17 protein-coding genes and 1 pseudogene are annotated in these 16,133 nt (G+C 64.3%); 8 read left to right on the top strand and 10 right to left on the bottom strand.

What is annotated here, in order from left to right; genetic code table 11:
• The first annotated feature begins 122 nt into the window (after positions 1–122).
• The 4 genes and pseudogenes from AC1RMD_RS09550 (at position 123) to AC1RMD_RS09535 (ending at position 3,157) form a co-directional block, all read left to right on the top strand.
• Positions 123–392 carry a DUF1427 family protein gene (locus AC1RMD_RS09550; protein ID WP_492925971.1) on the top strand — a complete coding sequence of 90 codons (270 nt, stop codon included), beginning with the start codon at positions 123–125 and terminating at the stop codon, positions 390–392.
• Entirely contained in the window at positions 389–2,320 is a 1,932-nt protein-coding gene (locus tag AC1RMD_RS09545; RefSeq protein ID WP_492925969.1) for an amidohydrolase, read from the top strand. The genes AC1RMD_RS09550 and AC1RMD_RS09545 overlap by 4 nt, the downstream gene beginning before the upstream one ends.
• Before the next feature lie 40 nt (positions 2,321–2,360).
• Positions 2,361–2,501, top strand: a pseudogene (locus AC1RMD_RS09540) (DoxX family protein); the annotation flags it as partial.
• The gene (locus tag AC1RMD_RS09535) at positions 2,501–3,157 is read left to right on the top strand and encodes a YoaK family protein (RefSeq protein WP_492925967.1); all 657 of its coding nucleotides are present in this window, start codon (positions 2,501–2,503) and stop codon (positions 3,155–3,157) included. The pseudogene AC1RMD_RS09540 and the gene AC1RMD_RS09535, both read left to right, overlap by 1 nt.
• Here the strand turns inward: AC1RMD_RS09535 and AC1RMD_RS09530 are convergent.
• Both AC1RMD_RS09530 and AC1RMD_RS09525 read right to left on the bottom strand, forming a co-directional pair.
• Complete coding sequence (locus tag AC1RMD_RS09530; protein WP_492925965.1) at positions 3,154–3,792, bottom strand: response regulator; 639 nt, start codon at positions 3,790–3,792, stop codon at positions 3,154–3,156. The two genes, AC1RMD_RS09535 and AC1RMD_RS09530, sit on opposite strands and share 4 nt — an antisense overlap.
• Positions 3,793–3,802: 10 nt before the next feature.
• Complete coding sequence (locus AC1RMD_RS09525; protein WP_492925963.1) at positions 3,803–4,756, bottom strand: MBL fold metallo-hydrolase; 954 nt, start codon at positions 4,754–4,756, stop codon at positions 3,803–3,805.
• 110 nt (positions 4,757–4,866) lie between these two features.
• On the opposite strand from AC1RMD_RS09525, the gene AC1RMD_RS09520 reads away from it, so the two are divergent.
• Positions 4,867–5,838 carry a LysR family transcriptional regulator gene (locus AC1RMD_RS09520; protein ID WP_492925961.1) on the top strand — a complete coding sequence of 324 codons (972 nt, stop codon included), beginning with the start codon at positions 4,867–4,869 and terminating at the stop codon, positions 5,836–5,838.
• Between the two features lie 19 nt (positions 5,839–5,857).
• On the opposite strand, the gene AC1RMD_RS09515 is transcribed toward AC1RMD_RS09520, so the two are convergent.
• From AC1RMD_RS09515 to AC1RMD_RS09505, 3 genes are all read right to left on the bottom strand, one after another.
• Positions 5,858–6,784: a tetratricopeptide repeat protein gene (locus AC1RMD_RS09515; RefSeq protein WP_492925959.1), complete on the bottom strand. Its 927-nt coding sequence runs from the start codon at positions 6,782–6,784 to the stop codon at positions 5,858–5,860.
• A gap of 41 nt (positions 6,785–6,825) precedes the next feature.
• Positions 6,826–8,097, bottom strand: coding sequence for a D-amino acid dehydrogenase (locus AC1RMD_RS09510; protein WP_492925957.1), 1,272 nt, complete (start codon positions 8,095–8,097; stop codon positions 6,826–6,828).
• A gap of 155 nt (positions 8,098–8,252) precedes the next feature.
• Positions 8,253–8,846: a YdeI/OmpD-associated family protein gene (locus AC1RMD_RS09505; RefSeq protein WP_492925955.1), complete on the bottom strand. Its 594-nt coding sequence runs from the start codon at positions 8,844–8,846 to the stop codon at positions 8,253–8,255.
• 119 nt (positions 8,847–8,965) lie between these two features.
• On the opposite strand from AC1RMD_RS09505, the gene AC1RMD_RS09500 reads away from it, so the two are divergent.
• Positions 8,966–9,169: a hypothetical protein gene (locus tag AC1RMD_RS09500; protein ID WP_492925953.1), complete on the top strand. Its 204-nt coding sequence runs from the start codon at positions 8,966–8,968 to the stop codon at positions 9,167–9,169.
• A 1-nt stretch (position 9,170) separates the two neighbouring features.
• On the opposite strand, the gene AC1RMD_RS09495 is transcribed toward AC1RMD_RS09500, so the two are convergent.
• The 3 genes from AC1RMD_RS09495 to AC1RMD_RS09485 form a co-directional block, all read right to left on the bottom strand.
• Complete coding sequence (locus AC1RMD_RS09495) at positions 9,171–9,362, bottom strand: hypothetical protein (protein ID WP_492925951.1); 192 nt, start codon at positions 9,360–9,362, stop codon at positions 9,171–9,173.
• Between the two features lie 484 nt (positions 9,363–9,846).
• On the bottom strand, positions 9,847–11,706 hold the full coding sequence (locus AC1RMD_RS09490; protein WP_492925949.1) for a DUF885 domain-containing protein: 1,860 nt from the start codon (positions 11,704–11,706) through the stop codon (positions 9,847–9,849).
• A 66-nt stretch (positions 11,707–11,772) separates the two neighbouring features.
• A complete protein-coding gene (locus AC1RMD_RS09485; RefSeq protein ID WP_492925947.1) occupies positions 11,773–13,302 on the bottom strand; it encodes an FAD-dependent monooxygenase in 1,530 nt (509 codons plus the stop codon).
• Positions 13,303–13,408: 106 nt separating this feature from the next.
• Between AC1RMD_RS09485 and bla the strand changes: the two genes are divergently transcribed.
• Positions 13,409–14,296: a class A beta-lactamase gene (gene bla / locus AC1RMD_RS09480; RefSeq protein WP_492925945.1), complete on the top strand. Its 888-nt coding sequence runs from the start codon at positions 13,409–13,411 to the stop codon at positions 14,294–14,296.
• A 29-nt stretch (positions 14,297–14,325) separates the two neighbouring features.
• Positions 14,326–14,850 carry a hypothetical protein gene (locus AC1RMD_RS09475; RefSeq protein ID WP_492925943.1) on the top strand — a complete coding sequence of 175 codons (525 nt, stop codon included), beginning with the start codon at positions 14,326–14,328 and terminating at the stop codon, positions 14,848–14,850.
• On the opposite strand, the gene AC1RMD_RS09470 is transcribed toward AC1RMD_RS09475, so the two are convergent.
• Positions 14,847–15,566, bottom strand: a complete 720-nt coding sequence (locus AC1RMD_RS09470; RefSeq protein WP_492925941.1) for a polysaccharide deacetylase family protein — start codon at positions 15,564–15,566, stop codon at positions 14,847–14,849. The two genes, AC1RMD_RS09475 and AC1RMD_RS09470, sit on opposite strands and share 4 nt — an antisense overlap.
• Positions 15,563–16,063: a 4'-phosphopantetheinyl transferase family protein gene (locus tag AC1RMD_RS09465; protein ID WP_492925939.1), complete on the bottom strand. Its 501-nt coding sequence runs from the start codon at positions 16,061–16,063 to the stop codon at positions 15,563–15,565. Before AC1RMD_RS09465 ends, AC1RMD_RS09470 begins: the two co-directional genes overlap by 4 nt.
• Positions 16,064–16,133 lie beyond the last annotated feature (70 nt).

Genomic DNA, 16,133 nt, shown 5'->3' with positions numbered 1-16,133 from the left:
GGTTATTGAAGCGCGCCTACCCCAAAAGAGTGAGCAAATGAGGATCATTACCGGTGATGGCAAAGACGCCTTGGCCCCCTAAACTATGGACATGTAGCTCACCCCTGATCCGAGGAATTCCCATGTCAAAGATGTATATCGTGTCCCTGGCCGTTGGCCTGCTGGTTGGTTTAATCTATGGCTTCCTGAACGTGCGCTCGCCGGCGCCGCCGGTGATTGCGCTGGTCGGTTTGCTGGGCATCCTGCTCGGCGAGCAGCTGCCGCCGTTGCTGCGCCAGTGGTGGCAGCCGGCGGCCAAGCAGGTCTCGTGGATCGAAGAGCAGGTCAAGCCGCATTGCTTCGGCCAATTGCCGACCGCGCAAAAGAATGACGAAACCAAAGGGAACGCATGATGAGCCTAGACCTGAACCAGCAGCCCGACCTGATCCTGCATCGCGGCCTGTTCACCACGCTCGATCGCAGCAATCCGCACGCCGAGGCGGTGGCGATCAAGGACGGCCGCTTCACCCACGTCGGCCGCGCCAACGAGATCCTGGCGCTGGCCGGCCCACGCACCAAGGTGGTCGATCTGCAAGGCAAGCGCGTGCTGCCTGGCTTGATCGATAACCACTGCCACATCATTCGCGGCGGCCTGAATTTCAACCTCGAGCTGCGCTGGGACGGCGTGCGCAGCCTGGCCGACGCGATGGGCATGCTGAAGGCGCAAGTGGCGATCACGCCGGCGCCGCAATGGGTGCGCGTGGTGGGCGGCTTCACCGAACATAAATTCGCCGAGAAGCGCCTGCCGACCATCGAAGAACTGAACGCGGTGGCGCCGGATACGCCGGTGTTCATCCTGCACCTGTACGACCGCGCTTTGTTGAACGGCGCCGCCTTGCGCGCCGTCGGCTACACCAAGGACACGCCGGAACCGCACGGCGGCCAGATCCTGCGCGACGGCGCCGGTAATCCCACCGGCCTGCTGCTGGCCAAGCCGAATGCGGCCATCCTGTACCAGACGCTGTCGAAGGGCCCCAAGCTGCCGCTGGAATACCAGGTCAACTCGACCCGCCACTTCATGCGCGAACTGAATCGCCTCGGCGTGACCGGCGCCATCGACGCCGGCGGCGGCTTCCAGAATTATCCCGAGGATTACCAGGTGATCCAGCAGCTGTCGGACGCCAAACAGCTGACGATACGCCTGGCCTACAACTTGTTCACGCAAAAGCCCACGCAGGAAAAAGAAGACTTCCTGAACTGGACCCAAAGCGTCAAGTACCAGCAGGGCGACGACTACTTCCGCCACAACGGCGCCGGTGAAATGCTGACCTTCTCGGCGGCCGACTTCGAAGACTTCCGCCAGCCGCGCCCCGACATGCCGGACACCATGGAGGACGACCTGGAAGGCGTGGTGCGCGTGCTGGCGCAGAACCGTTGGCCGTGGCGCATGCACGCCACCTACGACGAAACCATCAGCCGCGCGCTGGACGTGTTCGAGCGCGTCAACCAGGATATTCCACTGGCGGGATTGAACTGGTTCTTCGACCATGCCGAAACCATCTCAGACCAGTCTATCGACCGCATCGCCGCGCTGGGCGGCGGCGTGGCCGTGCAGCACCGCATGGCGTATCAAGGCGAGTACTTCGTCGAACGCTACGGCCACGGCGCGGCCGAGGCCACGCCGCCGGTCAAGAAGATACTGGAGGCCGGCGTGAAGGTCTCGGCCGGCACCGACGCCACCCGTGTGGCCTCGTACAACCCGTGGGTATCGCTGGCGTGGCTCATCACCGGCAAGACCGTGGGGGGCATGCAGATGTACCCGCGCGCCAATTGCCTGGACCGCGAAACGGCGCTGCGCATGTGGACCGAGAACACCACCTGGTTCTCGAACGAAGTAGGCAAGAAAGGCCGCATCGAAGCGGGCCAGCTGGCCGATCTGATCGTGCCGGACAAGGACTTCTACGCCTGCGCCGAAAGCGAGATCGCCGACATAACCTCGCGCCTGACCATCGTCGGCGGCAAGATCGTCTACGCGGCCGGCGAATTCGCCGGCTACGACGAACCGCCACCGCCGGCCATGCCGGATTGGTCGCCGGTGCGGCGTTTCGGCGGTTATGCCGGTTGGGGCGAACAGATCGGCAACAACCGCGCCGCGCTGAAAGAACTGGAGCAGCGCAAGCGCGAGCAGCAGCAACTGCGTCAGCAGCAGGCCGCTTGCGGTTGCGCCAATCAGTGCAACGTCCACGGCCACCAACACGCCAGCGCATGGGCCAGCAAGCTGCCGACATCGGACCTGAAGAGCTTCTGGGGCGCGCTGGGTTGCGCCTGTTGGGCGGTGTGATGGCGGCGCTGCTCCAACCTTTGCGCGCGCCGTGGCTGCGCTGGCCACCTTCGTCGCCAACCGCTACTTGGAAATCGCCGGGCCGGAACGCTTCATGGCGGCCAACGGCTTCTATGAGCACCTGGGCCTGGCCGGCGCTTTTCTACTGGTGGCGTGGCACGATATTCAAAAGGAGACTTGATGGAGCGTGGCGAAACTAAACAAAGCATGGCGCTGGGCTTCCTGGCCGGCTATGTCGATACACTGGGTTTCGTCGGCCTGTTCGGATTATTCACGGCCCACGTCACCGGCAACTTCGTGCTGATCGGCAGGGCCATAGCGCAGCCGTCGCCAGACATTTTGCTCAAGCTGCTGGTGTTCCCGGTGTTCGTGCTGTTCGTGGCCCTGGCGCGTTTGCTGATACTGCATTGGGAGCGCACCGGCGGCCGCCAGCTGCGCAACAGTTTTTTGCTCCAGGCCTTGCTGATGGCCGGCAGCGTCGCCAGCGCCTTGGCGGGCGCGCCCCTTGAAGCGCCCAATGCGCCGCTGACTTTGGTGACCGGCATGCTGTGCGCGGGCGCGATGGCGGTGCAAAACGCCTACGGCAAGCTGCTGTTGGGGAAGGTGGCCGCCACCACCGTCATGACCGGCAACGTGACCCAGCTGGTGATCGACCTGGTGGACACGCTGCGCGGCGACGCCGACGCGCATGGACGCCTGAAGAAGCTGGCCTGGCCGGTTCTGGCGTTTGCCGTGGGTTGCATCAGCGGCGCGCTGGCGTTCATGCAGGCTGGCTTCAACGGCCTGCTGCTGCCATGCGTGCTGCTGATCTGGCTGGCCAGCGCGGCCAGCGACTAGATCGACATGATGCCGCGTTTGAGGGCGATCGTCACCGCATGGGTGCGATCGTTCGCGGCCAGCTTGGACAGCACGTTCTTCATGTGCGCCTTCACCGTCTCTTCCGATATCGACAGCCGCTCGGCGATGCGCCGGTTGGAGTGGCCATTGGCGGCATGACTGAGCACTTCCGTCTCGCGCGCGCTTAACGGTCCCTGGCCCATGTGCTGGGCCAGTTCCATCGCGATCTCCGGCGGGATGCGGCGCTGCCCCTGGTGCACGCCGCGTATCGTATCGAGCAATTCCTTGCGCAAGGTACTCTTCAACAAAAAGCCCGCAGCGCCGGCCTGCACGGCGCGCAGGATCTGCACGTCGCCCTTGTAGGTGGTCAGCATGACGACGCGCGCGCAGGGATGCGCGCGGCGTATCGCTTGCAGCGCGGTGACGCCGCACATCTCCGGCATGACGATGTCCATGATGGTGACGTCGGGCCGCAGGGCCTCGTGCTGCTCGACGGCCTCGCGGCCGTTGCAGGCTTCACCGACCACGCGCATGTCGTCCTGGCTGGCGATGGCTTCGCCCAAACCCGTGCGCAGCAAGGGATGGTCATCAACCACCAGCACGCTGATGGGGCGGGGGATGTCGCGCGTTTCCATGTCGGCCAGTTTAACGCAACTGCGTGTAGTTCGCCGGCACCCACTGGTAAGCCTTGCCGGTGCTGCGCAAGTGGCCCAGGCCGGGGAAGGGCAGGTGGGCCGCGCCTATCAGTTCGCTATCCTTGGCGGCTGCTGTGAAGACCTGCTTGCGGGCTTGGGCTGCGGTCTTCGGATCGGTGTCGAAGCCGATGGTCACTTCCGGATGGTCGAACTGCACCGCGCCCGCGTGGATCAGGTCACCCACGATCAGCAGCTTCTTGCCTTTGCTTTCAACCATGTAGCTGATGTGGCCCGGCGTGTGGCCGTAGCTGGCGACCGCGCGGATGCCCGGCGTGATCTCGCCGGCGCCAGTGAACGGTTGCAGGTGCTGGTTGGCGACGTAGGGCGCCAGCGACGCCATCGCGCCCTGGAAGTAGCCCTTGCTGTCGGCCGGCGCCTTGTCCATATTGGCCTGGCTGAGCCAGAAGTCGGAGTCGTGCTTGTCGGCGCGGATGGTGGCGTTGGGGAAGGCCGCCGAGCCGTTGGCTGCGAGGCCGCCCACGTGGTCCGGGTGCATGTGGGTGATCAGCACTTCATCCACCTGTTCCGGCTGGTAGCCCGAGGCTTTCAGGTTGGCCAGCAGCTTGCCGAGCGTCGGGCCGAACAGGCTGCCGGCGCCGGCGTCGATCAGCACCAGCTTGGCGCCGGTGTTGACCAGGTAGCCGGTGACCGAAGTTTCCACCGGGTTGGACAGGTAGGAGCGGGCCAGTGCCTTGTCGGTCTTGGCCGCCGGCTGGTGCAGCAGCTTGTTCATCGGCAGGTCGACGGTGCCGTCGCTGATCGCGGTCACTTCAAAATCGCCCAGCATGATGCGGAAGAAGCCGGGCGCGTTGGCGCCGGCCAGCGGCGCGGCGGCCATGGCGGGGGCGCTGAAGGCGAACGCCAGGGCGGCGGCAAGCGGGCTGAGTTTGCGTAAGAGTTGCATAAAAGTCCTCGTTAATGAATTTACTAAACATAGTATGCATCTTTGCAAAAAATGGCACAATATACATAAATGCAAATTATATTTGCGTGTATTGCAAAGAGAGGGTTGGAATGATCGATTGCCTGAAGTGCCTGTTGGCGGTGGTGGAGCACGGCAGTTTGTCGCGCGCGGCGGCGGAGCTGAAGATGGCGGTGTCCTCGGTGTCGCGCAAGCTGGACGCGCTGGAGGAAGAGGTGGGCTCGCGTCTGCTGCTGCGCAGCTCCCGGCAGATGCTGTTGACCGACGCCGGCGAACGCTTCCTGCCGCGCGCGCGCAACATCCTGGCCGAACTGGCCGAAGGCAAGGCCGCCGTGCAGGAGCTGGACAGCGAACCGCGCGGCCTGCTGACGGTGACGGCGCCGGCCGCCTTCGGACGCTTGCACGTGGCGCCGGCCATCGCCGAGTTCCTGCGGCATTGTCCGCTGTTGGAGGTGGAGCTGCACGTCAGCGACGATATCGTCGACCTGTCCTCGCGCCGGGTCGATGTGGCGGTGCGCGCCGGCGTGCTGCCCGACAGCGACCTGGTGGCGACACGGCTGGCGATCCAGAACCGCGTGGTCAGCGCCAGCCCGGATTACCTGGAACGCCACGGCTGGCCGCAAACGCCGATGGACCTGCTCAACCACCAATGCCTGACCGTGACCGGGCGCTCGGCGCCGCGCGGCTGGTGGCGCTTCGATGGGGTGAACCAGAACCAGCCGTTGGCGGTCAAGGGCAAGCTGCGTTGCGACGACACCGATTCGCTGCTGCACGCGGCCATCGGTGGAGCAGGGCTGGTGCACCTGGCGAACTGGCTGGTGAGCGACGCCATCGTCGCCGGCCAGCTGGTACCGGTGTTTCCAATGGCGCCGGTGCAGCGCGGCGCTGCGTCGGGCCGGCGCGATCCGTACGAGTCCGCGGTGCACGCCGTGCACATGCCGGGCCGTTCCAACCAGGCCAAGGCCCAGCTGCTGATACGTCATTTGAAGGAGTATTTCGGCGATCCGCCGTATTGGGATGTTGCGATGGAAGCTGCCGGGGCGGGCGAGCGCCGCGCCCCGTGAGGTGGAATGTGAGCGGGGATTAATCCCAGTCGCCGCCGCCACCGCCGCTATCGCCGCCACCGCCGCCGCCGGAATCATCCCAGCCGCCGCTGACGCCAAAGTCCTTGCCGCCCATGTCGTCGCGGCGCAGCAGTTCGTCGCGTGACGGATCGTCATAGACGATGTCGTTGCGCGGCTGGCTGCTATTGCCCGTATCGTGGCTGCCACCGGTGAACTGGCGCGCCAGCGCTTCGCCCGCGACGATACCTGCGCCTACCGCCGCGCCGGTCGCCAGGCCGCCCATGATGCGCGAGCCCATGCCGCTACCTTGTTGTTGCGGCTGGCCGTAGCCTGGCTGCGGATAACCCTGCTGCGGATAAGCGCCTGGGGCATAGCCGGGCGCCGGAGCGCCGCCGGGGTTGAAGCCCGCCGGATTGTTGTAGTTCTCTGCCTGCTGCGCGTTACGGCGCGACATGAAGCGCGACGCCAGCCAGATAAAGCCTATCAGGCCGCCACCCAGGATCAGGATGGTGCCCCAGGGGATGCCGCTGCTCTGCGGTGCGCCGTAGTTGCCGTTGCTGTAGCCGGCGTTGCTGCGGGCCGGCTGCTGCTGCGAGTAGTTGGCCTTGGGTTTCTGGCCGTCGGCCAGCAGCGTGCGCAGCTTGGCCAGCGCGCTTGGATTCACCTTCGGCAGGCCGGGCGACAGCCGTTCGGCCGTGGCCAGCTCGCCCTGCGCGGCGGCGAATTTGCCCTGCTTGGCCAGCAGCTCGGCCTCCACGAAGTGCGCCGTGGCGCTATTCGGGTGAGCCTTGAGGACTTGGTCCATCAGCGCCTGGGCATCGGTGTACTTGCCTGCTTCGGCGGCTACATAAACATCGTGTATCGTGGGTTCGGCCGCAATCGCCGGCATCGCCAGCGCCAGAGCGCCGGCCAGCAGGGTCATACGTGCGAAAGATTTTGCCGTCATGTCAGATCTCCTTGTAGGAACAGGCTGAATATAGTGGCAGTTTACGCCATTTTCAAGTCCGGCGCGGTACGCTGGCTAACGGATGGCGTTGGAACGCCCACTGCGGCCATCACCGTGTCGGCGATGATGTCGGCGGTGGCGGCCGATAAAGTCCAGCCCAGGTGGCCGTGGCCGGTGTTGTAGAACACGGTGGGCGCCTTGCCGCGGCCCACGCGCGGCATCAGGTTCGGCATCATCGGACGCAGGCCGGCCCATGGCGTGACGGCGCGCGTGCTGATGCCGGGGAAGCATTGTTGTACCCAGTTGAGCAGCGGCGCGATGCGGTCGGCGCGGATGTCGCGGTTGTAGCCGTTGAATTCCGCCGTGCCGGCCACGCGCAGGCGGTCCGTGCCCAGGCGGCTGGCGACCAGTTTGGTGGCGTCGTCCACCAGGCTGACGTTGGGCGCGGCGGCCTGGCTGGCGGCGTCGTTCAGGTGGACGGTGATCGAATACCCCTTGACCGGGTAGACGTTGACGCGGTCGCCCAGCATGGCCGCCAGCGCGCGGCTGGCGGTGCCGGCGCAGACCACCACCGCATCGTAGCGCTGGGTGTCGTCGGCGCCGTCGTGCGAGGTGGTGATGAAGGCGCCGCTGGCGTCGGCGCGGACTTTGCTCACGTGCTGCTCGAAGCGCAGCTCCACGCCCAGCCGCTGCGCCGCTTGCGCCAGGCCGGTGGTGAATTGGTGGATATCGCCGGAGCTGTCGCTTTCGGTGTAGTGGCCGCCGTAGAACTGGCCGGTCAGCGTGGGTTCGAGGGCGCGCATTTCCTCTGGTGTGACGGCACGGCGCGGCAGGCCGCCTTGCGCCAGCAGCCGGGATACCTCGGCCGCGTGTTCGAAGTCGGCGCGGTCGCGATGGATGTGCAGGATGCCTGCGCGCTTGTGGTTGAAGTCTATGCCTTCTTGCTCGGCCCAGCTGAACAGATGCGCGCGCGCGGCCACGGCCAGCCTGGTGGTGGCGATGGTGTTGTTGCGATAGTGGGGCAGGGCGGCGATGAATTCGGCGAACCAGGACAGCTTATGCCAGCTGGGTTTCGGACTGACCAGCAGCGGCGCGTCGTTCTTCAGCATCCACTTCAGGCCTTTGACGATGGTGCTGCGGTGGTTCCATGCCTCGGCGTTGGAGGCGGACAGCTGGCCGCCGTTGGCGAACGAGGTTTCCATCGCGGCGTAGCGATGACGCTCCAGCAGAGTGACAGCGTAGCCTCGCCTGGCGAGCGCGTAAGCAGTGGTGACGCCGGTGACGCCGCCGCCGATGATGGCTATGGTTTTCATCCGAATCTATTAAAAGTTTCCCGCGTAGAGGTGAGAGTTTAGCATCTTGAAGTAGCGTCAGCTCCGGAAGCGGACAAGACTAGGAAAAAGCAGGAGAAAACAATGGGGCGCATCCGTTCAGCAATCCGTTGGCGGTTCGATGAGGATGGCTGGTTCTAGTCGTCCAGGCCTTTGCCCTTGAGGATGTGCGGAATACATTTGTTCACTCTCGACTCGCGGGTCTTGGCTTGCTTGGCTGAGGAGAAGTGGAGGAGGTAGCCGCGTTGCCGGCCCGGCGTCAAGGCGGCGAAGGCTTCCTGCAGCTCGGGCGATTCTTCCAGCCTGTTCAGGAACTCTTCCGGCATGGCGAATTCGGCGGTCTTCTTGAATTCCACTTGCGCGCCCGATTGCTCCACCTTGATGGCTTCGCGGATGTAGGATTTCAAGGTCGATGCCAATTTGGTGATCTCTTCCACGGTGGTGAAGCGGATCTGGCGGCCGGCCTGCACGTTCTCGGTTTGCTGGATCAGGATGCCTTTGGGATCCTGCATCAAGGAGCCTTTGAAGAACAGCAGCGCGCAGTATTCCTTGAAGCCGTGGATCAGCACGATGTTCTGGTCGTTGAGCGTGTAGCAGGGGTTGCCCCATTTGAATTGCTCGGCCAGGTCGCAGTCGAGTGCGATGGCGCGCAGCTTTTTGTAGGCGTCCTGCCATTTGCCAGGCTCGCTGACATATGCATCAACGTTGGAGTTCAATGTATTCTCTGTCATAGTGCGCCTCGATGGAATCAACAGTGGCAAAAAGATAATTATACCCGGCTAGTCGCCGGGTGCACGGAGGGAGCGAATGCCGCAGAATCTGGCCGCTGGATGGTTACTCTATCGAAGGTGTGCGCCAAACCGAGTGGCTCGCCAAGGGCGTATTGAAGGACCACCGCACCGTCGGCACCACGCTCAATGCCTTGATTCATGCCGGCTTCAAAATCCGGCATGTGCAGGAATGGGCGCCCACGGCTGAGCAAATCTCCAGTAATCCTGGCCTGGCTGAAGAATTGCCCCGGCCCGTGATGCTGTTGATTGCGGGGCAGCGTTAAATCAGGTTTTAGGTTTGAGCTTTTGGTAGGTTTCGTAAGGCATCTGATTGTTTTTCAGGCATGCGGATCTATCTGGCTCCATCAAACGGGAGCATTGGTCACGCGCGGCATCTTGTGTTGAATTGTAGAGCTGTTCGGTACTGCAAGCTGTTAGGAAAACGGCAAACAAAACGCTGACAGAAATTCTCTTCATCTAATTTCCTGAGTTGTGATAGGTGCGCCATCCTAGTGTTTGTGATCGATCTCAGGAAAATTGTAATGAAAGTCCTACATAGGTCGCCCCCGGGGATTGTCGGGCAGTACGATTTCGTTCTATCGCTGACTAGGAGGTTGGAAAGCCACTATGCGCCCAGTCCGCCAAAAGGGCATCTGTAAGCATATGTGGGAATCTGTAAGCTTTTCATTTAGGCAAAAATGTTATGCTGCTAAGGCGCCGTTTTCGGATAATGGACGTTTTAGGTATTGAAAGCTCAGATGGTCTGCTTGCTGCTTACCCAGGCGGAATTTGATCGTACCCGGCCAGAAGCCGCCACACCCATAAATCTGAACTTCGTTGAAAATTTCCAGTGGGATTGGGGGCATTCCCGGCAACGCGTCAAATGGCATTTGGCCGGAACTGCCCCTGAAGCTGCTGAAGCTTTGCTTTATATGCCACCCCAAACCTAAGCTATGACAACTCAGGCCTTCTTCGCGCCGCTGATGTAGCGGTCCACCACCGTCGGCAGCACCGTCAGCGGCACGCCGCAGCTTTGCACCAGCGCGTCGTTGAAGCCGGCCAGGTTGAACTTGCCGCCCAGCGCGGCCTTGGCGCGTTCGCGCTGGCGCAGGATTTCGTTGTGGCCCATCTTGTAGCCGCAGGCCTGGCCCGGCGACACGCAATAGCGGTCGATCTCGCTGGTCATCGCCTGCACGCCGCGCCCGGTGTTCTCGACCAGGAAGCGGATCGCCTGCTGGCGCGTCCACTTCATCGCATGGATGCCGGTATCGACCACCAGGCGGCAGGCGCGGAACTGCTGCGCTTGCAGATAGCCGATCTGGCTGAATGGATCGTTGGCGTACAGGCCGAATTCGTCGACCAACTGTTCGGAATACAACGCCCAGCCTTCAACGAAGGCGTTAAAGCCCATTAGCGAGGAAATCAACGGCAGCTCGTCGTTATGCTCCGCCAGATACGCGCCCTGGAATGCATGGCCCGGCAAGCCTTCGTGCGCGGTCAGTGTGGCCAGTTCGGACTTCGGCCACAGCGTGGTCGACTTCAGATTGATGTAGTAGATCGCAGGGCGCGAGCCGTCCAGCGAGCCGACGTTCATATACCCCAGCGGGGCGCCGGCTTCGATATCGACCGGCACCCGCTTGATTTGCAGCGGCACCTTCATGTCCAGGTGCGAGATCTTCGGCATCAGCGCGCGCACGGCGTTGACGCGCTCATTGCAATAGGCGATCAACTGTTCGCGGCCCTGGTCGTTGTCGGCGTAGAAGCGCTTCGGATCCTTGGCCAGCGCCTGCAAGCGCGCGCCCACGGTGCCTTGCGTGATGCCCTGCGCTTTGAGGATGGCGTGGATGCGCGCTTGCAGCTGCTTGTTCTGTTCCAGTCCGATCGCATGGATCTCCCTGGCGCTTTGGTTGGTGGAGGTGCCCAGCTTGAGCGCCCATTCGTAGTACGTGCCGCCATCCGGCAGGCGGTGCACGCCGGCGACGCTGGTCGCCTTGGCTGTGGCCTTGGCGAAGGCGGCGATCTGCCGGTCAAGCGCCGGATAGACCGCGCCTTCCACCAGCTTGGCGGCGCGCGCGTTCCAGTCGCCGGCGATGCCCAGCTTCGCGGTGCGCTCGCTGATCGAGGTGACCAGCTTTTGCGCGGCGATGGCGGTCTTGCGGTATTCCTTTAACTGGCCCACGGCGGTGCGGGCGATGAAGTCCGACGGCATGATGCCTTGCCCGGCCTGGTCGACGATGCGGGCGGTTTCCTGGTCCAGCATGCGCGCCATGCCGGCCACGCGTTCGAGGTAGGACTCGGCGTCGGCCGCGTTGGCGATCTGGTGCTGCGAATCGAGGAACTCGGGGATGCGGGTCAACGCGCCGTCCTGCTGCGTGACGGGGAAGGGCGCGGTGCCACCAAAGAAACCGCTGGCGGCGCCGCCGAAGGAAAAGCGCAAACCGGCCACGCCTTCGGTGGCGGCATAGCGCACGGTGTCATAGCGGATTTGCGCGTCGGCGCCGAGGGCGTTGCGGTCCAGCGCGGACAGGCTGCCCAATATGGACTTGACCTGCGCGGCCCAGGCGGCGTCGCCGGCCGGGGACAGGTCTTCCAGTTGCGCCTTCAGGCCGGCGCGCTCGCCCTTGTCGATGCCCAGCGAGGTGGCGCTGGTCGGCGCCAGCCGCAGAATCTCGTCGGCGAAGTTCTCCAACAGCGTGGAGAACCGGGCGTCGGCCGGCGCGGCCTGCGCCAGTGCGAAGCCGGGCAGCGCGCTGACGGCGGTGGCGGACAAGGCGGACAGCAGCAGGTCGCGGCGGGAGAAATTCTGAGGCTGATTGTTCATGGCTTCCTTTGTGGTCGGGCTAAGAATTCGTGCGAGGACGACCTTAGCCTGACGCCGGGAAGCGTGTCAATCAGTTTTGGCGGGAGCGAAGCGCAACTGATAGCGTTCCACCAGGCTGCGCAGGGTGTCGAGCTCCTGGCGCGGCAGGGCCAGCGCCACGTGCATGTCGGGGCGGATCAGGTAGGCGGCGTCGCGCAGCAAGCCGGCTTCCGCCGCGGCGTCGCTCCATGCGTAGACATGCAGCGGCAGCGACACTTCGTGCGCGGCGGCGCTCAGCAAGGCCGATGGCTGGCCGTAGACATGCAACTGCCAGTCCAGCGTTTGCAGCGCGCTGAAGTTGTCCTCGCCATCCGGCTGCGGCACCCACGGCAGGCGGTCGCCGCCGATCACGTCGCCGGCGCGGCCAGCACTCAGATGGCTGTCGGGATAGTGGATCTGCACCTGCGACAAGGTCTTGAACAGCGTGCGGCGCGCGGCCGCAAAGCCGGCCAGCACCGGGAACACATGCGGCACCAGCCAACCGCGCAGCAGTTGGCCGCCGGCGCCCTGCGAGACGATCATCTGGAAGGCGCGGTCGGTGGTGGCCACCAGCTTGCGCGCGAAGACGATGCGCTCGGCCTGGTAGGTGTCGAGCAGGGCGGAATCGGCGCGGCCTTGCAGCACCTGGGCCAGTTTCCACGACAGGTTGACGGCGTCGCCGATGCCGGTGTTCATGCCCTGGCCGCCGGCGGGGCTGTGGATGTGGGCCGCGTCGCCGGCCAGGAAGCAGCGGCCGGAGCGGAACTGCGACGCCACCCGGTGGTGCACTCGGTAGGTGGAGAACCAGTTGACCTGTTCCACCTTGATGCCCAGCAGCGGCTCCAGTACCGGGCGCACGTCTTCAAAGCCCGGCTCGGACAGCGCTTCCGCTTGCGGCGGCAGGATGCCGATCAGCCGCTGCATGCCGCGCGAGCGCACCGGCAGCATCAGCGCAAAGGTGTTGGCGCCGAGGTGGCCGACCAGGTTGCGATTCTCCGGGCCGGAGGTTTTGACGTCGGCCACGTAGTACAAATGCTCGTAGGTGCCGCCGCTGAATTCGAACTTCAGCGATTCGCGCACGCGGCTGCGGGCGCCGTCGCAGCCGCACAGGTAGGCGCTGCTGCATGCGATGCGGTCGCCGTCGCGCTCCAGCACGGCGCGCACGCCCCATTCGTCCTGCGTGAACGACTCCAGCTCGGTGTTCCATTCGACCTCCACGCCCATGGCCTTGAGCTGCTCGACCAGGAAGCGCTCGTGGTCGTCCTGCGGGAAGGCGAGCACGAAGGGATAGGGACTGAGGCCGGCGCCGATGTCCGTGAGCGGCAATTCGGCGACCTCTTCGCCGCCTTCGCGCAGATGGATGGCTTCGATCTTGATGCCGAGATTGACGACGACATCGGCAAAGCCCAGCTGGCGGTAGAACTCCAACGTGCGTGCGTGCACCGCCATCGCGCGCGAAGCCTGGCCCGGGCCGCTGTTTTTGTCGATGATGCGCACGGCCACGCCATGCCGCGCCAAACGGATAGCGAGTACCAGGCCGGTGGGACCGGCGCCGACGATGAGGACTTGAGGGGCCATGCGAAGAGTCTACATCCGGCGCAGAATAGTGGGGTGTTCAATTGAATACGGGCTTAAGAAACGGCTGGTAAGATGCAAAACATTGTTTAACTTACACCTGCGCACCATGACTGTTTTCACCTCCCGCCGTGCCCTGATCCTGGCGCTTGCCGCCGCTCCCTTCGCCCGTGCCGCCGATTTGCTGGATACCACCCCGGCCTCAGCGCCGCATTCGGCGGCGGCATTGCTGGCCAAGCTGGAGGGCGAATCGGGCGGCCGCCTGGGCGTGGCCGCGCTGAACATGGCCGATGGCCGCCGGCTACTGCATCGCGCCGACGAGCGCTTCCCGTTTTGCAGCACCTTCAAGATGATGCTGTCCGCGGCCGTGTTGGCCAGGGAGCCGTCGCTGCTGAAGAAGCGCGTGCGCTACACCAAGAAAGACCTGGTAACGTACTCGCCCGTCACCGAAAAACATGTAGCAAAAGGCATGACGGTGGCGGCGCTGTGCGAGGCCACCATCCAGACCAGCGACAACACGGCGGCCAACCTGCTGATGCAGCAGATCGGCGGACCGGCCGCAGTGACGGCCTTCGCGCGCTCGATAGGCGACATGGAGTTCCGGCTGGACCGCATCGAAACGGAGCTCAACACCGCGCTGCCCGGCGATCCGCGCGACACCACCACGCCGGCCTCGATGGCGGAATCGCTGCACAAGCTGGTGCTGGGCGACGGCCTGGGCGCGTCGCAGCGCAAGCAGCTGAAGGACTGGATGCTGGGGAATACCACCGGCGACACCCGCATCCGCGCCGGCGTGCCGGCCGGCAGCCTGGTGGCCGACAAAACCGGCACCGGCGACTATGGCAGCACCAACGATATCGGCGTCATTTGGCAACCGGGCAAGGCGCCTATCGTAGTGGCGATCTACCTCACCCAGCCCGGCAAGGACGACAAGGCGCGCAGCGAGATCCTGGCCGAGGCGACCAGGATTGTCGTCGAAGCCTTCCGAGTCGGTTAAACTACGGCCTTACACATTAAGGCCTGATCATGACGAACAAAAAACAAGCAGCGCCCGCGCCTACGGGCCGGGTAGCGAATCCCTTCCTGAACGCCGAGTTCTACTCGCGCATGCGCGACTACACCGAGCGCGACGCGGCGTTTTCCAAGGAGAGCAAGGCGATCGGCGAGAGCGGCGCGGGCAAGCAGAGCACCGATGCGCGCCATGCGCCGTCGCTGGCGCTGCTGCGCGCCGTGGTGAAAAAGGGCCTGACGCTGGAAGAAATGTTGAACCGCATCGTCAAGGGCGTGGAATCCGGCCTGTGGGAGCCTTGGCTGACCGCCTTCGGCATCGAACTGCGCGGCGTGAACTACGCCAAGACCGGCGAGCGCAATGCGCGCCTGGCGATCGACATGAGCATGAGCTCCAAGGCGCACACGATCTTCTCCGCCGCCGGCGTCGGCAACTGGCGCAGCCTGGTGGCAGAAGACTGCGCCCAGATCCAGATCGACAAGCCTACCGAGAAGACCCCGGCCAAGGTAACCGCCATCTTCTTCCTCGACGCAGCAGCCTAATTCCACTCCAGATGTACCACGCTGTAACCGCGCTGCTTGAGTAGTTTGAGCAGCGCCGGCAGTGCTTGCGCAGTCGGCACGTTCACATCGTGCATGAGGATGATTCCGCCGCCGGTGGCGTCCAGGCTTTTGACGAGGCGCCGGACCAGGATGTCAGTCGTATCTTCCGGCAGCCAGTCGTTGATGCCGAGGTCTATCGATACCACCGTGATGCTGGCTTCCTTGAGCGCCCCCAGCATGGCGGGCGTCTCTTCCAGAAATGGGAAGCGATAGGCCGGCGTGGCCTTGCCGAAGACGGTCTGGTAGGCTGCCTGCACCTGACGTAGATCTGTCAGTTGCTCCTGTGCGCTCATCGCGGCCAGATGCGGGTGCGTCTGGCTGTGTACTCCGGCCGTATGGCCTTCCGCCACCACGCGCCGCGCCAGTTCAGGTGATTTCTCCAGATTGCTGCCGACCATGAAGAAGGTGGCTCGCGCGCATTGGTCCGCCAATGCCTTGAGCACCAGCGGCGTGGTTTCCGGCACCGGGCCGTCGTCGAAGGTCAGCACGACTTCGCCCTTTTTCAGCGGCAGCGGCGCGTGCTGCAAGGCGCCGTATAGCGCGGCCTCGCGTTTCAGCGTGAGGGTGCGGGCGGTGCCCAGTTTGTCGGCGCCGCAGTCGGCGGCGTTGGCTATTCCGGCCAGCGCCATCAGCAGGCCTGTCATCGCGATGTTCATTTGATAGAGTCCAATGATCGACACGCCAGCGAGACTAGCAGATTATTTGGGAGCAGGGTGGATCGCGTGGGTGCCGCCAGCGCCGCAATCTCCTCCGACCACTCGGCAAGTTGAATACCATGGCATTTGAGCACGGCTTCGTGCCTGGTCCAGGCGAGGACGAATGCGGGCGTGTGTTCGGCGGCTGGCGTTGCGGCCAGCTCGGCGCAGACTTCCGGACCGAGATAGTCGCGCGCCACCGCCTGCCAGTCGAAGACTTCCTCCACCCGCATCAAATCGACGCCGACCGCGCCATGCAGGTTGATGGCGGCCAGCGAAAAGCCGTCTTCGTGGGTGAATGAGCAGCCGATGGCGCGCTCGTCGCCAGCCAGCGTGATGCGCGGCGCCTGGCCTGGCGTGCTGTCGATGAGGATTTCGTCGGCAGCGACGCCCAGCACCGAGGCCAGCGCGGCGCGTGTCGCCGAACGGATTTGCTCGCGCGCGCGCGGTCGTTCCACGCTGGTGCCAACGCCTATCACGAACAAACCATCCTGCGGCACCGGCACGGGGCCGGGCCAGGGGTGGACG

It is taken from the genome of Duganella sp. GW822-FHT06D06 (assembly GCF_058799615.1).
Note: the sequence above shows the minus strand (reverse complement) of the source record. Positions and strands in the feature narration are given on the sequence as shown.

What these genes read in the sequence shown, in the direction of transcription:
- bla (WP_492925945.1), top strand. Translation starts at nt 13,409, where the DNA reads ATGACTGTTTTCACCTCCCGCCGTGCCCTGATCCTGGCGCTTGCCGCC.
- AC1RMD_RS09505 (WP_492925955.1), bottom strand. Translation starts at nt 8,846, where the DNA reads ATGACAGAGAATACATTGAACTCCAACGTTGATGCATATGTCAGCGAG.
- AC1RMD_RS09495 (WP_492925951.1), bottom strand. Translation starts at nt 9,362, where the DNA reads ATGAAGAGAATTTCTGTCAGCGTTTTGTTTGCCGTTTTCCTAACAGCT.
- AC1RMD_RS09520 (WP_492925961.1), top strand. Translation starts at nt 4,867, where the DNA reads ATGATCGATTGCCTGAAGTGCCTGTTGGCGGTGGTGGAGCACGGCAGT.
- AC1RMD_RS09545 (WP_492925969.1), top strand. Translation starts at nt 389, where the DNA reads ATGATGAGCCTAGACCTGAACCAGCAGCCCGACCTGATCCTGCATCGC.
- AC1RMD_RS09530 (WP_492925965.1), bottom strand. Translation starts at nt 3,792, where the DNA reads ATGGAAACGCGCGACATCCCCCGCCCCATCAGCGTGCTGGTGGTTGAT.
- AC1RMD_RS09475 (WP_492925943.1), top strand. Translation starts at nt 14,326, where the DNA reads ATGACGAACAAAAAACAAGCAGCGCCCGCGCCTACGGGCCGGGTAGCG.
- AC1RMD_RS09490 (WP_492925949.1), bottom strand. Translation starts at nt 11,706, where the DNA reads ATGAACAATCAGCCTCAGAATTTCTCCCGCCGCGACCTGCTGCTGTCC.
- AC1RMD_RS09470 (WP_492925941.1), bottom strand. Translation starts at nt 15,566, where the DNA reads ATGAACATCGCGATGACAGGCCTGCTGATGGCGCTGGCCGGAATAGCC.
- AC1RMD_RS09535 (WP_492925967.1), top strand. Translation starts at nt 2,501, where the DNA reads ATGGAGCGTGGCGAAACTAAACAAAGCATGGCGCTGGGCTTCCTGGCC.
- AC1RMD_RS09515 (WP_492925959.1), bottom strand. Translation starts at nt 6,784, where the DNA reads ATGACGGCAAAATCTTTCGCACGTATGACCCTGCTGGCCGGCGCTCTG.
- AC1RMD_RS09485 (WP_492925947.1), bottom strand. Translation starts at nt 13,302, where the DNA reads ATGGCCCCTCAAGTCCTCATCGTCGGCGCCGGTCCCACCGGCCTGGTA.
- AC1RMD_RS09550 (WP_492925971.1), top strand. Translation starts at nt 123, where the DNA reads ATGTCAAAGATGTATATCGTGTCCCTGGCCGTTGGCCTGCTGGTTGGT.
- AC1RMD_RS09510 (WP_492925957.1), bottom strand. Translation starts at nt 8,097, where the DNA reads ATGAAAACCATAGCCATCATCGGCGGCGGCGTCACCGGCGTCACCACT.
- AC1RMD_RS09525 (WP_492925963.1), bottom strand. Translation starts at nt 4,756, where the DNA reads ATGCAACTCTTACGCAAACTCAGCCCGCTTGCCGCCGCCCTGGCGTTC.